The 13,648-nt window shown below is 74.3% G+C and carries 14 protein-coding genes; 7 read left to right on the top strand and 7 right to left on the bottom strand.

Annotated features, from left to right (window positions below; translation table 11 throughout):
* Positions 1–44 precede the first annotated feature (44 nt).
* Both DEU32_RS15065 and DEU32_RS15060 read right to left on the bottom strand, forming a co-directional pair.
* Positions 45–797, bottom strand: coding sequence for a DUF4184 family protein (locus tag DEU32_RS15065; protein WP_181819312.1), 753 nt, complete (start codon positions 795–797; stop codon positions 45–47).
* Positions 797–2,098, bottom strand: coding sequence for an esterase family protein (locus DEU32_RS15060; RefSeq protein WP_114851264.1), 1,302 nt, complete (start codon positions 2,096–2,098; stop codon positions 797–799). Before DEU32_RS15060 ends, DEU32_RS15065 begins: the two co-directional genes overlap by 1 nt.
* 274 nt (positions 2,099–2,372) lie before the next feature.
* On the opposite strand from DEU32_RS15060, the gene DEU32_RS15055 reads away from it, so the two are divergent.
* Together DEU32_RS15055 and DEU32_RS15050 are read left to right on the top strand one after the other, a co-directional pair.
* Entirely contained in the window at positions 2,373–2,813 is a 441-nt protein-coding gene (locus tag DEU32_RS15055) for an NUDIX hydrolase (RefSeq protein WP_114851263.1), read from the top strand.
* Between the two features lie 31 nt (positions 2,814–2,844).
* A complete protein-coding gene (locus DEU32_RS15050) occupies positions 2,845–3,186 on the top strand; it encodes a hypothetical protein (protein ID WP_114851262.1) in 342 nt (113 codons plus the stop codon).
* Here the strand turns inward: DEU32_RS15050 and DEU32_RS15045 are convergent.
* Positions 3,173–3,541, bottom strand: coding sequence for a VOC family protein (locus DEU32_RS15045; protein ID WP_114851261.1), 369 nt, complete (start codon positions 3,539–3,541; stop codon positions 3,173–3,175). The two genes, DEU32_RS15050 and DEU32_RS15045, sit on opposite strands and share 14 nt — an antisense overlap.
* Positions 3,542–3,611: 70 nt before the next feature.
* Between DEU32_RS15045 and DEU32_RS15040 the strand changes: the two genes are divergently transcribed.
* From DEU32_RS15040 to DEU32_RS15030, 3 genes are read left to right on the top strand one after another with little or no spacing between them, the layout of a single operon-like run.
* A complete protein-coding gene (locus DEU32_RS15040) occupies positions 3,612–5,351 on the top strand; it encodes an alkaline phosphatase family protein (RefSeq protein ID WP_114851260.1) in 1,740 nt (579 codons plus the stop codon).
* Positions 5,352–5,403: 52 nt separating this feature from the next.
* Positions 5,404–6,033: a nucleoside/nucleotide kinase family protein gene (locus DEU32_RS15035; RefSeq protein ID WP_114851259.1), complete on the top strand. Its 630-nt coding sequence runs from the start codon at positions 5,404–5,406 to the stop codon at positions 6,031–6,033.
* A gap of 38 nt (positions 6,034–6,071) precedes the next feature.
* The gene (locus DEU32_RS15030) at positions 6,072–6,905 is read left to right on the top strand and encodes an SDR family oxidoreductase (protein ID WP_114851258.1); all 834 of its coding nucleotides are present in this window, start codon (positions 6,072–6,074) and stop codon (positions 6,903–6,905) included.
* A 114-nt stretch (positions 6,906–7,019) separates the two neighbouring features.
* Here the strand turns inward: DEU32_RS15030 and DEU32_RS15025 are convergent, their stop codons facing one another.
* The 4 genes from DEU32_RS15025 to DEU32_RS15010 all read right to left on the bottom strand — a co-directional run bounded on the left by DEU32_RS15025 (position 7,020) and on the right by DEU32_RS15010 (position 11,165).
* Positions 7,020–8,270 carry a CynX/NimT family MFS transporter gene (locus DEU32_RS15025; protein ID WP_114851257.1) on the bottom strand — a complete coding sequence of 417 codons (1,251 nt, stop codon included), beginning with the start codon at positions 8,268–8,270 and terminating at the stop codon, positions 7,020–7,022.
* A complete protein-coding gene (locus tag DEU32_RS15020; RefSeq protein ID WP_114851256.1) occupies positions 8,267–8,932 on the bottom strand; it encodes an HAD hydrolase-like protein in 666 nt (221 codons plus the stop codon). The genes DEU32_RS15025 and DEU32_RS15020 overlap by 4 nt, the downstream gene beginning before the upstream one ends.
* A gap of 121 nt (positions 8,933–9,053) precedes the next feature.
* A complete protein-coding gene (nucS, locus tag DEU32_RS15015) occupies positions 9,054–9,749 on the bottom strand; it encodes an endonuclease NucS (RefSeq protein WP_058741572.1) in 696 nt (231 codons plus the stop codon).
* 9 nt (positions 9,750–9,758) lie between these two features.
* On the bottom strand, positions 9,759–11,165 hold the full coding sequence (locus DEU32_RS15010; RefSeq protein ID WP_258554894.1) for an MFS transporter: 1,407 nt from the start codon (positions 11,163–11,165) through the stop codon (positions 9,759–9,761).
* An 84-nt stretch (positions 11,166–11,249) separates the two neighbouring features.
* On the opposite strand from DEU32_RS15010, the gene DEU32_RS15005 reads away from it, so the two are divergent.
* Together DEU32_RS15005 and DEU32_RS15000 are read left to right on the top strand one after the other, a co-directional pair.
* Positions 11,250–12,401, top strand: coding sequence for a LacI family DNA-binding transcriptional regulator (locus tag DEU32_RS15005; protein WP_114851255.1), 1,152 nt, complete (start codon positions 11,250–11,252; stop codon positions 12,399–12,401).
* Between the two features lie 72 nt (positions 12,402–12,473).
* Positions 12,474–13,574 (top strand): esterase family protein, encoded by a 1,101-nt coding sequence (locus DEU32_RS15000; protein WP_147281493.1) that lies wholly within the window; start codon positions 12,474–12,476, stop codon positions 13,572–13,574.
* Positions 13,575–13,648 lie beyond the last annotated feature (74 nt).

The following is a 13,648-nucleotide window of genomic DNA, read 5'->3' as shown; positions in this document are numbered from 1 at the left end:
ACGGCTCGCCCGCTCCCCAGTCCGGGGGAGCGATCGGGGAGCGGTCAGGGTGCCGTCCGGTCGCGGTGACGGACCGCGAGCAGGACGACGGCGCCGCACACGAGTCCGAGCGCGACGAAGACGGGGACGCGGAACGACAGTGCGACGACGACGCCCCCGGCACCGCCGCCCTGCAGCAGGACCTTCCCCGCCTGGGCCGCCGTCGCCAGGAGCACGACCGCCGCGACCACGACGACCACCACCCGTTCGGCCCGGCTGGGCAGGGCCGTGGGCACCGGAGCGGTCCGCCGCCACCAGACCGCCGCCGCCACGAGCAGGGCGGCGAGTCCGAGCACGCTCGAGGCGTCCTGCAGGAAGAACGGCAGCCAGTACCCGCCGATCGACGTCTCGCGGAGCGCCGGCCACGCCTGGACGACGAAGCCGTGTCCGTGCGTGAAGCCGTCCCACACCACGTGCGTCACGCTGCCGACGACGCACGCGAGCACGACGACCAGCACCGTGCGGACGTCGAGCGTCGGGCGCGACCACCAGGCGCGGGGCACGCGGTCGCGCACGCCCGGCACGACCGGCGCCCAGGCCGGACGGACCAGGAACCACCACGTGGCGAGCACCACGAGGGACACGGCGAGGTCGATCGTCGGGATGCCCCACCAGGAGTGTGCCGCCTCGTACGGCGGGAGCACCGGCGCGAAGAGCACGGCGTCGGGTGCCATCGACCCGACGGCGACCGCGGCGACCGGGACCGGCAGGCGCCGGGCGGCCAGGGCGACGACCGCGTGGCTGACGGTGAACGGCATCAGCGGGCCAGGTGTGTCCGCCGCATGAACCATTCGACGCCCTCGGCCAGGGCGGTCCCCGCGGTGTGCCAGTCGTGCCCGCCGTCCTCGACCAGGCGCTGGGTCACGGCGACGCCGGCGGCCCGTGCGGCCTGCGCGACGACCGGCACGATCGGCCCGTACCGGCTGTCGTCCGCCCCCGCCGCGATGAAGGCGGCGGACGCGGTGTAGGGCGCCCGGTCGGCCAGGATCCGGAGCGGCTGCGCGGCCTCGTACGCCGCTCGGTCGCCCTTGAAACCCCGCTTGATGGTGTCACCTTCGTCGCCGAGCGTCGGCCCGCGCTGCCCGGAGACGTCGATCCACGAGCCGAACCGGTCGGGGAAGGTCGCCCCGAGCTGGAGCGCACAGGTGCCGCCCTGCGAGAAGCCCGCGATCGCCCAGTCCGACGCGCGGGTCGACGCGTGCAGGTTCGCCCTCACCCAGGTCGGCACGTCCTGGGTCAGGTAGGTCGCGCTGTTGCCGAGCGGGCCGTCCAGGCACATCGGGTTGTTCGACGCCGCCTCGAGCTGGTCGGGCATGACGACGATCGGGGCCAGCCCGTGGTGCCGCGCCGCGATCCGGTCGAGCCGCTCGACCATCCGGCCGGCCTCGATGATGTTCGCGGGAGCCGCACCGGGGCCCTGCCCGGACAGCATCACGACGACCGGCAGCTCCGGGGCGTGGTCGACGAGCGCGGCCGGGGGCAGGTACACGATCGCCGGGCGGGCCCGGAAGTGCGAGACGTCCCCGGGGATGCGGACCGATCCGTAGCGGCCGTGCTCCGGCAGGTCGGCCGGGGCGTGCCAGTCGGCGGCGTCGATCGTCCCCGATCGCGGCGCGGGGTCGTCGGGCAGTCGGAGCGGCGGCACGTGCGACTCGCCCAGGGCGTCCGCGACCGTCGGGAACAGTCCGGCGTCGCGGTTGATCGCGAGCGCGCCGGACAGGACCGCGAGCGGCACGAGCACCACGGCGAGCACCCGGACGACGAGCCGCCCGCGCGCCCGGGTCCCGGCTCGGACGAGCCCGACGACGGCGACCCCGACGAGCGCGCAGACCACCCCGGTCCAGATCCGGTCGACCCACGTCGGCGCGATGCCGAGCACGTCGAGGACGTCGCCGAACAACCACGACAGCAGCGCCCCGGCCAGTGCCCCGGCGACGAGGGCGATCGCGAACGGCCGCCAGGACCGCCGCAGCAGGAAGACCACCCCGAGGGCGACGAGCACCGTGACGGCGTAGAGGGGCAGCAGCAGGTGCGCGGAGAGCAGCGGGAGGGTCGTCATCGGGTCGTCCGGTGGGTCGGGAGGCTCCACGCGGCGCCGACGCGGCGGGCCGCGGGATCGGCGGGGTCACCGGCACCGTAGCGACCCGAGGTGTCCCGAAGGGCACCGGACGCCCGGTCTGCGGCGGCTTCGCGGCTGATCCTGAGTCATCCCGCACCCTGCGTGGTCGGCCGACGGTGGTGCGCTGGCCGGACGGCCACGACGGACCGTCCCCGCGGGCGATGCGGCGGCGCGTCCCGCTCCGGCTGTCCGGGGTCGGTGGCACAGTCGGCAGATGGAGTACACCGACTACGACACCCGGCTCGCCGCCTACGGCGTGGTCACCGACGGCGACCGCGTGCTCCTCGCCCGGCTCCGGGTGCCCGAGGCCGGGACGTGGACGCTCCCCGGCGGCGGTGTCGAGTTCGACGAGACCGTCGAGCAGGCCGTCGTCCGCGAGATCCACGAGGAGACCGGCTACCACGCCGAGTGCGGCGCCCTGCTCGGGATCCGGCACCACATCGTGCCGAAGGAGCGTCGGTTCCACGACACCGGGCGTCCGATGAAGGCCGTGCAGGTCGTCTTCCGGGCGACGATCACGGGTGGGGAGCTCCGCAACGAGACCGACGGGACGACGGACGAGGCCGCCTGGGTCCCGATCGCCGACCTCCCGCACCGGCGGCACGGCCTGGTCGTCCCGATCGCACTGGGGTGGGCCGGAGCACTGCTCCGGTAGCGTTCGGGCACGGCGACCGAGGGGAGCGGACGTGCGCGGCGCAGCCACCGACCTGTCCGCCCGGCTCTGGGACGAGCGGGCGCTCCTCGGGCAGCTCCGGGACGCCGTCGACGACCCTGCCCGGGCCGTGCTGCTCGACCGGCTCGGCGAGGTCCGGCTCGAGCGGGACGTCCTCGTGCACGCCGTCGCCGAGCAGTGGGGAGCGCCGGGACGCGACCACACGCTGCCGGCACTGCTCGACGTCGCCCCGGTGCCGTGGGACCTGCTGCTGCCCGACCACCTCGCCGCGATCACCGCCCTGCACGACGAGGTCGACGCCGTCCTGCCGCCCGGCCCGGTCCGCGAGCGGTGGGACCGCGTCACTGCTCGATGACGCTCAGCACGTTCCCCGACGGGTCGGTGAACCACGCGATGAGCGGCCCGCCCTGCCGGTTCACCCCGCGCTCGTCCGTCACCCCGTCGTACTGCAGGAACCGGACCCCGGCCGCCGCGAGCTCGTCGACCGCCGCGTCGACGTCGGGCACCGGGAAGTTGAGGACGGTGAACGACGCCGGCTCGTGGACAGGGCCCTTCGGGTAGACGAGCACGCCGTGCCCGTCGCCGAGGTGGAGCGTGAGCATCCCGTGCTCCTCGCTGACCGGGACGCCGAGCACGCCCTCGTAGAACGCCCGGGCCTCGGGCACGTCCCGGACCGAGAACCCGCTGAACGCCGTCGTCGCATCGACCATGCGCCCAGGCAACCACCGCGACCACCGCCGCGCATCGCGGACGCGCACGCTCCGGTGGTAGGAACGTCGCATGGCCGCAGGGAAGCGCGACGACCCGGACGACGCCCGCACGAGCCGTCGGGCGTTCCTCCGCCGCGCGGGCATCGGTGCCGCGGGTGCCGCCGTCGGTGCGGGAGCGGTCGGCGCCGGCGTGGCCGCCGCCCGGGGCACCGATGCCGAGCGCTACGGGTTCGCCCCGCTCCCCGAGCGCGCCGAGCCCGGGTTCGACCACGTCGTCGTGCTCATGTTCGAGAACCGCAGCTTCGACCACGTGCTCGGCCGGCTGTACACCGACGCCGAGCTCCGCCCCGGTCAGTCGTTCGCCGGACTGCAGCGCGGGACCCACGAGAACACCGCCCCGGACGGCACGGTCGTCGCCGCGCACGTCTACGAGGGCAGCACCGACGTCGTGATGAGCCAGCCGGACCCCGACCCGGGAGAGTTCTACCCGCACGTCAACACGCAGTGGTTCGGCACGGTCGACCCGCCCGGCAACGCCGACCCCGGGCGGAACGGCTACGCGGCCCCGTACAACGCCCCGGCGGACACGAGCCGCCCCACCATGTCCGGCTTCGTCCGGGACTACGTCGTGAACTACCGGCTCGAGCGCGGTGTCGAGCCGACCCGCGACGAGTACGAGCGCGTGATGGGCGGCTTCTCGCCCGCGATGCTCCCGGTCTTCTCGACCCTGGCGAAGTCCTTCGCCGTCTACGACCACTGGTTCTGCGCCGTCCCGTCGCAGACCTTCTGCAACCGCTCGTTCCTCCACGCGAGCACCTCGCACGGGTTCGTCACGAACGGGCAGCCGGACGGCCCCGCGAAGTGGCTCGACGCTCCGGACGTCCCGACGCTGTTCACCCGGCTCGAGGACGCGGGCAAGAGCTGGCGCGTGTACTTCGACGCCGACCAGGTCGTCTCGCTCACCGGTTTCCTGCACGCGCCGTCGATCGAGCGGTACTGGAGGACGAACTTCCGGAGCATGGCGCAGTTCCACGAGGACGCGGCGAACGGCACCCTGCCCGACTACGCCTTCGTCGAGCCGCGGATGATGTTCGACCACAACGACATGCACCCGCCGGTCTCGCGTCCGAAGGTCGTCGCGGAACCGGACGGCGCGACGTTCGACAGTGCGATGAGCGACGTCCGCGCCGCCGAGGCCCTGCTCGCCGAGGTCTACGGCGCGATCCGGGACGCTGGCTCGTCGAACGGGTCGAACGCGGTGAACACGGCACTCGTGGTGACGTTCGACGAGCACGGCGGCATCTACGACCACGTCCCGCCGCCCACCGCCACACCGCCGTCCGGTGATCCCGAGCCGGGGGAGATGGGCTTCGGCTTCGACCGGCTCGGCGGCCGGGTCCCGACCTTCGTGGTCTCGGCGTACACCGACCCGGGCACGATCGTGAACGCCACGATGCACCACGGGTCGATCGCGCACACCCTGTGCCAGCAGCACGGTCTCGAGCCCCTCACCCACCGGGACGCCGAGGCCGAGGGGATCCACAACGTCCTGAACCGCACGGTGCCCCGACAGCCGCAGCTCTGGCCCGAGGTCACCCCGCCCTACATGCCCACCAACCCCGAGGCCGCCGCCCGCCGACGTCGACCGCGCGGCGCCGAGCGCGACCGGCCGATCACGGCGCCGGCGAAGGGGCTGCTCGGACTGCTCCTCGCCCGCTACGAACCGGAGGCGCCCGTGCCGGAGACCTTCGGGGACGCCTACGACGTGCTGACGAAGCACGGCATGGGCCTGTTCGGCGACCGTGACTGACCGCGCGCCGCGAGCACGGACCGTGGCGACGCACGGCTGCGATGATGACCACGTGACGAACCCCGACGCCGCCGTCGCCCACGCCGTGACGCTCGCCGCCGCACCCGGCCGGGTCGTCCTCGGGATCGTCGGCGCCCCCGGAGCCGGCAAGTCGACGCTCGCCCGCCGGGTCGTCTCGGCCGTCGACGCCGCGCACGGCCCGGGCACCGCCGTGCAGGTGCCGATGGACGGCTTCCACCTGGCGAACGCCGCGCTCGACGCCCTCGGCCGGCACGACCGCAAGGGCGCGATCGACACCTTCGACGCGCACGGCTACGTCGCCCTGGTGCGCCGACTCGTCGCCGCCGACGAGGACGTCGTCTGGGCGCCGGACTTCGACCGCCGCGTCGACGAGCCGGTCGCCGGCAGCATCGCCGTCCCGCGCGCCACCCGGCTCGTCGTCACCGAGGGCAACTACCTGCTCGACGACCAGGCACCGTGGACCGCGCTGCGGACCCTGCTCACCGAGACCTGGGCGGTCGTCGTCGACGACGACGTCCGCGTCGACCGCCTCGTCGGACGACACGTGCGGCACGGACGCGACCGCGCGGCAGCCCGCGCCTGGGCGCTCGAGGTCGACGGCGTGAACGCCGCGAGGGTCGCGGCGACGCTGCCACGCGCCTCCAGGACGGTGCGGACCTGAGTCCGGCACCCACGACCACCGACACGACGGGAGCGACCATGACCATCGCCATCACCGGGGCCACCGGCAACATCGGGGGCGCGGTCGCCCGCGCGCTCGCCGCGGCGGGCACGCCGTTCCGGATGCTCGTCCGCGACCCGTCGCGCGTACCGGAGCTGCCCGGCGCCGAGGTCGCCGTCGCGTCCTTCGCGGACGTCGACGCGTCGCGCCGGGCCCTCGAGGGCGTCGACCTGCTGCTCATGGTGTCCGGCGCCGAGGCCGAGGACCGGCTCGCCCAGCACCGCGCCTTCGTCGGCGCGGCCGCGACGGCGGGCGTGCAGCACGTCGTCTACACGTCGTTCGCCGGTGCCGCGGCCGACGCGACCTTCACCCTGGGTCGCGACCACTGGGCCACGGAGCAGGCGATCCGCGCGACCTCGATGGCGCACACGTTCCTGCGCGACTCGTTCTACCTGGACTTCGTCGAGGACCTGGTCGGCGAGGACGGCGTGATCCGCGGTCCGGCCGGCGACGGTGCGATGGCGGCGGTGGCGCGCGCGGACGTCGCCCGAGTCGCGACCGAGGTGCTGCTGCACCCGTCGGCGCACCTCGACCGCACCTACGACCTGACCGGGCCGGTCGCGATCACCCTGGCCGAGGCCGCGGCGATCGTCTCCGAGGTCCGCGGACGCCCGGTCAGCTACCACGAGGAGACCCTGGACGAGGCGTACGCGTCGCGGGCGAAGTGGCAGCCGGAGCCGTGGCAGGCGGACGCGTGGGTGAGCACGTACACGGCGATCGCGGAGGGTGTGCTCGCGCCGGTCTCCGGGGACGTCGAGCGGGTCACCGGCCGGCGGCCGATGACGCTGCGCGAGGTGCTCGAGGCGCGCTGACGCGGTCCCGGGCGCGGCTGCGGTTCCGACCCGACAGTTGCTGCTCCATGGACGCGTCAGGTCGGCCGGGAGGCACGTGGTGCGTCCGGCGCGACGGCTCCCGCCCGGCGCGGGTCAGGTCACGCGACGGGCGGCGAGGGTGCCGACCACCCCGAGGGTCAGCACCGCCACGAGCACGACGAGGAGCGGCGCCGTCCAGTCCCCGGTCGCACCGTGCAGGCTCCCGGCGACGAGCGGCCCGGCCGAGCCGATCAGGTACCCGCCGCCCTGCACGAACGCGGACATCCGGCGGGCGTCGTCGTCGCTCGTGACGATCCGCACGATGATGATGAAGATGACGGTGATGCCGCCGCCCTGCGCCGCCCCGCCGAGGACCGACCAGAGCAGCCAGAGCTGCGGCGCGAACAGCAGCCCGAGCGGCATCGCGAGCCACAGCGTGCCGACGAGGGCGATGATCGCCCGCGGCCGCCAGCGCGTCGCGAGCACCGGGACCCCGAGCGCCCCGACGACCGCGAGGATCTGGAACACCGACGAGCTCGCGCCGGACGACTCCGCCGAGAACCCGATCTCGTCGTGCAGGAGCGTCGGGATCCACGCGGTCAGCGCGTAGTACGAGAACGCCTGCCCACCGAAGGCGAGTGTCAGCCCCCAGGTGATCAGCCGTCGAGCGGGTCGGACGGTCGGAGCGCCGCTCGTCGACACCGTGCGGATCGACCCCGTCTCGGTGAGCAGCTCGACGGGTCCGGTGGCGGGGACCGGCTCGGTGCGCTCCGGTCGGAGCCAGGCCGCGCGGGTGCCGACGGCGTAGGTCCACCCCGCGGCGGCGACCACCGCGAACACGGCCCACACCGCGATGGCGACCGGCCAGCCCCACGCGGCGGCGATCGGTGCGGTGCCGAGCGAGGTGATCATCGACCCGACGTTGAGCGCCGACGTGTACACGCCCGTGACCAGGCCGACGCGCTCCGGGGAGGTGTCCCGCCGGATGACGACGGGCACGACGACGTTGCCGATCGTGATGCCGATGCCGATCACCGCCGTGCCGACGAGCAGCGCCGTCGCCGAGGGCACCGAGCGGAGCACCGTGCCCGCGAGGACGATGACGAGCGACAGGGACACCGCGCGCTCGGGGTCGGCCTTGGCGATCACCCAGCTGGCGAACGGCGTCGCGAGCGAGAAGCACAGGACGGGGATGGTCGTCAGCAGGCCGGCGACCGTCGCGGTCAGCCCGAGGTCGACACGGACGTCGCCGATCACCGGCGCGGGGGCGACGATCGGCCCGCGGAAGTTCAGTGCGATCAGGACGATCGCGGCGGGCAGCACCCAGGCCGCGCCGCGGAGTCCCCGACGGGCCGCGGTCGTCACGCGGCGTCCGGCAGCAGGATCGGCAGCAGGTCGAGCGGGGTGGCGGCCTGTGCGACGGTGCCGGCGGCCTCGGCCGGGGAGCCGTAGCCCCACTCGGCGAAGACCACGGGGACGCCGTTGGCCGCTGCGCCCTCGACGTCGTGCAGGCGGTCGCCGACGAGCACGGGCCGGCTCACGTCGAAGCCGCGTGCGTCCAGGCGCCGCAGTGCCTCGGCGACGACGTCGGCCTTGGCGCTCCGGACCTCGTCGTCGCTCGCGCCCGTGATGACGTCGATGTCCCCGGTCAGCCCGTAGTGCTCGAGGATGTACGTCGCCGGGGTCTCGGGCTTGCTCGTCGCGGTCGAGATCGGCAGTCCGGCCTGGTGCAGGGTGCGCAGCACGACGTCGATGCCGGGGAACATCGCCGAGTCGAGCGCCCCGTGCGACAGGTAGTGCTCGCGGTACACGGCGAGCGTGTGCTCCGCCTGCGCCTCGTCCATCCCCATCGCCGTGCGGAACGTGTCCATGATCGGCGGGCCGACGAACGACATGAGCGTCGCGTGGTCCGGGACGGGCACGCCGACCGTGCGGAAGGTGTGCGTCATGCTCTCGAGGATCCCCGGAGCGGAGTCGCTGATGGTGCCGTCGAGGTCGAACAGGATGGCGGTGAAGGGGCGCGTCATGTCCGGCCCAGCCTAGTCGGCGTGTCGGGGGTGACCCGTGCCTCCAGGCCGGTGCCCGCACCGACGACGGACGGGAGCCGTCCCGATGACGGACGTGGGCCGCGGCGCCCGGTCGCTCCGCTCAGAACAGGCGCGTGTGCCCGCCCTCGATGCCGCGCATCGCGTCGTAGTCGAGCACGAGGACGCGGATCCCGCGGTCCTCGGCGAGGGTCCGCGCCTGCGGTGCCACCGTCTGCGCCGCCAGGACGCCCTGCACCGGCCGTAGCAGCGGGTCGCGGTTCATGAGCTCGAGGTACCGGGTGAGCTGCTCGACCGCGTCGATGTTGGCGTTGCGCTTCATCTCGACGGCCACGCTCGCGCCCGCGTCGTCACGGGCTAGGATGTCCACCGGTCCGATCGCGGTCATGTACTCGCGGCGGACGAGCGTGTGGCCGTCGCCGAGCAGTTCGATCTGCTCCGCGAGGAGCTGCTGCAGGTGCGCCTCGACCCCGTCCTTCACGAGACCGGGGTCGACGCCCAGGTCGTGCGACTCGTCCGCGAGGACCTCGTACAGGCTGACGATCAGCTTGTCCTGCGTCTTCTTCTGCGTCACCGTCCACACCTGGGTGATGCCGGCGGTGGCCTGCTCCTCGTCCGGCTCGCCGATCTCGATCGAGCACGGCGGGCTCATCCAGTTGAGCGGCTTGTAGCTGCCGCCGTCCGAGTGGACGAGCAGCGAGCCGTCCGCCTTGAGCATGAGCAGACGGGTCGCGAGCGGCAGGTGGGCCGACAGGCGTCCGGCGTAGTCGACGGAGCAGCGGGCGATGACGAGACGCACCCGGCGATCCTAACGGTGGTCGCGCGTCGCGCTCTCCGCCCGGTCGGCGGTCGGTGCGGCGGCTTCCGTCGCGGGGGTAAGCGTGCGGGCTTCCGTTCCGGGGGTGGGCGTTCCGGCCTGGAGGCGCGGGTCGTCCCCGTCGTCCCCGCTGCGGCCCGTCGTGCGGTCACGCCCGGCCGACTGCGCACGTCGGCGGCGCAGCGTCTCGGCCGCGGTGCCCGTCTCGCGTGCTGCCCCGGACGCCAGGCCCGCGCCGATGATGAACACGAAGACCACGAGCAGCGCACCGAGCAGGCCGATGTGCTCGCCGAGGAACCCGATGAGCGGCGGACCGGCGAGGAACGCCACGTACCCGATCGTCGCCACGGCGCTGACCTTGAGCGCGGCCGAGCGTGGGTCGTCGGCCGCGGCGGACATGCCCATCGGGAACCCGAGGCTCGCGCCGAGGCCCCAGAGCACGACCCCGACGATCGCGATCGGGATGACGTCGACGAAGATGAGCAGCCCGAGACCGACCACGGCGACGGCGGCGCTCACGCGGAGCACGGGCACGCGGCCGAAGCGGTCGATGAGCGGGCTGCCGGCGATGCGCCCTGCGGTCATCGCGGCGAGGAACACAGTCAGCACGGCGGAGCCCGCGGCGTTGTCGAGGCCGTGACCGTCGATCATCGCGAGCGGCAGCCAGTCGTTCGCGGACCCCTCGGCCAGCGCCATGCCGAGCACGATCACGCCGATCAGCAGGGTCGACGGCTGTGCCCACACCTGCCAGCGGGTCAGCTGCACGGGGGTCGGGCTCGTCGCGGTCGACGTGTGCTCCTCGAACCGGTGCTCGTCGCCGAAGCGCGACGCGGCCGCGAGCATGACCACGCACGTGACGATGCCGAGGACTGTGAAGTGCAGCACCACGGGCACCTCGAGCGCCTCGGTCAGCGCCCCGAGCCCGGCGCCGGCGAGCGTGCCGACGCTGAACGCCGCGTGGAAGAGCGGCATGATCGTCCGCCCGCCGGCCTTCTCGGCGGCGGCACCGGACACGTTCATGGACACGTCGACCAGGCCGTTGCCGAAGCCGAACGCGATGAGACCGACCCAGATGGCGGCGAAGCCCCACCCGTACGTGACCGCGAAGCCGGCGAAGGTCAGCCCGACGGCCAGGCAGACCGAGGCCACCTGGACCCCGCGGCGCGCACCGAGCTTCGACACGATGTGCCCGGCGAACGTCAGGCCGCCGATCGAGCCCACCGCCATGCCGAGGACGAGCAGGCCCATCTCGAGGGTCGTCGCGCCGAGGGAGTCGCGGACGCTCGGGATGCGGCCGAGCCAGGTCGCGATCGCCAGGCCCGACAGCGTGAAGGCCACGAAGACCGCGACGATCCAGACGCGGGTGGTCGGGGCGGTGCGGGCGGACGTCGTCGTCATGTCGGGCTTTCCGGGTCGGTGCTGGTGCGTGTCGCGGTGGTGTCGAATCGATTCGACCCTGTTCGGTGACTACGCTAACGGGCGATGGACGAACCGGCAACAGGACCCGGCGCGACCGGGACCGGAGCGTCCCGGACCGGCGCCGACGGTGGGGCGAGCCGTGGGCCCCGCCCGACCCTCGCCGCCGTCGCCCGCGCGGCCGGGGTCGCCCCGTCCACGGCGTCGCTCGCCTTCAGCGGTGCCGGACCGGTCTCCGAGGACGCGAAGGCCCGCGTGCTCGCCGCGGCCGCCGAGCTCGGCTACGGCGGACCGGACCCGCGGGCGCGCTCGCTGCGCCGCGGTCGGTCCGGGGTGATCGGCGTCGTGATGGACGAGCGCCTGAGCGACGCGTTCCGCGATCCCGTGAACGTCCTGACCCTGGACGGCATCGCCGAGGTCGCCGGCGAGGCGGGGGCGTCGCTGCTGCTCGTCCGGAGCCCGCTCGACGACGAACGCGGCACCGGCCCGATCGTCGACGCGCCGATGGACGCCGTGGTCCTGGTCGGTTGCAACGTCCGGATCGACCCCGCCGTCGCCGTGCTCCGTCGCCGGCAGATCCCGGTCGTGGCGATCGAGGCGGACGAGATCGAGGGTGCGGTCCCGATCCACCTCGACAACCGCGAGGCCTCGCGCCGAGCCGCCGCGTTCCTCCGCGACCTCGGGCACACCGCCGTGACCATCGTGACGCTGCCCCTCGACGGGAGCCGCCGTCGCGGGCTCGTCGACCCCGCCCGCGAGGCCGAGGGCGTCGCCCACACCACGCTCGAGCGGCTCCGTGGGGTCCGCGGCGTGTACGGGGACGCCCCCGCGGTGGAGGCCGCCGGCAGCTCGGTCGAGGAGGGCCGCATCGCCGGGCAGTCCCTGTTCGCCGGCGCAGCCTCCGGGGCCGCGATCCCGACCGCGGTGGTGGCGCAGAGCGACCTGCTCGCCGTCGGGGTGATCTCGGCCGCACTCGACGCCGGACTCCGTGTGCCGGAGGACGTCAGCGTCGTCGGCTTCGACGGCATCACGGTCGACGACAGCCTGCTCCACCGCTCGCCGATCCGGCAGCTCACCACGCTCGTGCAGCCCTTCGAGCAGAAGGGCCGTGCCGCGGCCCGGGCCGCGCTCGCGATGCTCGAGGGCGGCGAGCCGCGTCCGGCGGCGTTCCGGTCCGAGCTGCGGATCGGCGACACGGCCGGCCCCGCTCGGAGCTGACTGGGGAATCCCTCAGCACCGCGGGCACGATGTCGGCCGTGCCGTCGGGTGACGGCCCGTACGCTCAGCGCCGTGCAGCACGCTCGACGCCCCGGCAGGACGGTCTGGACCGTGCTCGTCGTGGTCCTGGCCCTGACCGTCGTGAACGTCGGGGTCGGCGCGACCTGGTGGAGCCGGGCGTCGGCCGACCCCACCGCCGCGGTCACCGTGACGGCCACGCCCACCCCGGCCGTCACGCCCACACCGACCGTCCTCCCCGACCCGGCGGGGTCCGACGGCATCCCCCTCGCCGAGCACCCGTCGGCGTCACAGGGCCCGGCGACCCTGGACCTGGCGCACACCTGGGCCCCGCGGACGGACCTGCCGACCGCCGGGCGTCTCCTGCACGTGACCATCCCGGCGACGCGGTCGCACTTCACCGCCCGGCCCGGGCTGCTCTGGTTGCCGCCCGCCGCCCTGGTGCCGGACCCGCCGGCGCTCCCGGTGGTGGTCCTGCTCCCCGGTCAGTCCCGCGGCTCCGGCCCCGAGGACCTGGAGACGGGCGGGCACCTCACCGAGACGATGGACGCGGTCGCAGCGCTGCACGCCGGGCTCGCGCCGATCGTCGTCGTGCCGGACCAGCTCGGCCCGGACTCCGGCAACCCGATGTGCGTCGACGGCCCGCTCGGCAACAGCCGCACGTACCTGGAGCAGGACGTCCCGGCGTGGATCACGTCGCACCTCCGCGTCCAGACGGGGGCGTCCGCGTGGACGATCGGCGGGTTCTCGCAGGGCGGCACGTGCGCGATCCAGCTCGGCGCCGGCGACCCCGGGCGCTTCGGCAACATCATCGACGTGTCCGGGGAGCTCGGCCCGACGCTCGGCAGCCCCGGGGAGTCGATCGCCCGCGGCTTCTCCGGCGACGCCGCCGCGTACCGCGCGGCCCAGCCGGAGGCCCTGCTCGCCGCACACGGTCCGTACCGCGACAGCTCGGCGTTCTTCACCGCGGCGCAGCTCGACGGGCGGTACGGGCCCGCGATGCCCGTCGTCGCCGCGCACGCCGCAGCTGCGGGCATGCACGTCACCACGTGGGTGGTCCCCGGCGTGAAGCACAACTGGCTCGCTGCGCGGGCGGCGATCGCGGCGGGGATGGCGTGGCTCGTACCGAGGATCGGGCTGGCCCCCGGTCCGTGACCCCGGCGCCGGGACTGCGCGCACGAGCAGCGCAGTCTGAGTGGAGCTTCAGTCTGCGGTCGTACCCCGAAACC

The sequence above is a fragment of the Curtobacterium sp. AG1037 genome (assembly GCF_003349855.1).
Classification (GTDB): domain Bacteria; phylum Actinomycetota; class Actinomycetes; order Actinomycetales; family Microbacteriaceae; genus Curtobacterium; species Curtobacterium citreum.
This window is presented reverse-complemented; position numbering and strand designations above follow the sequence as displayed.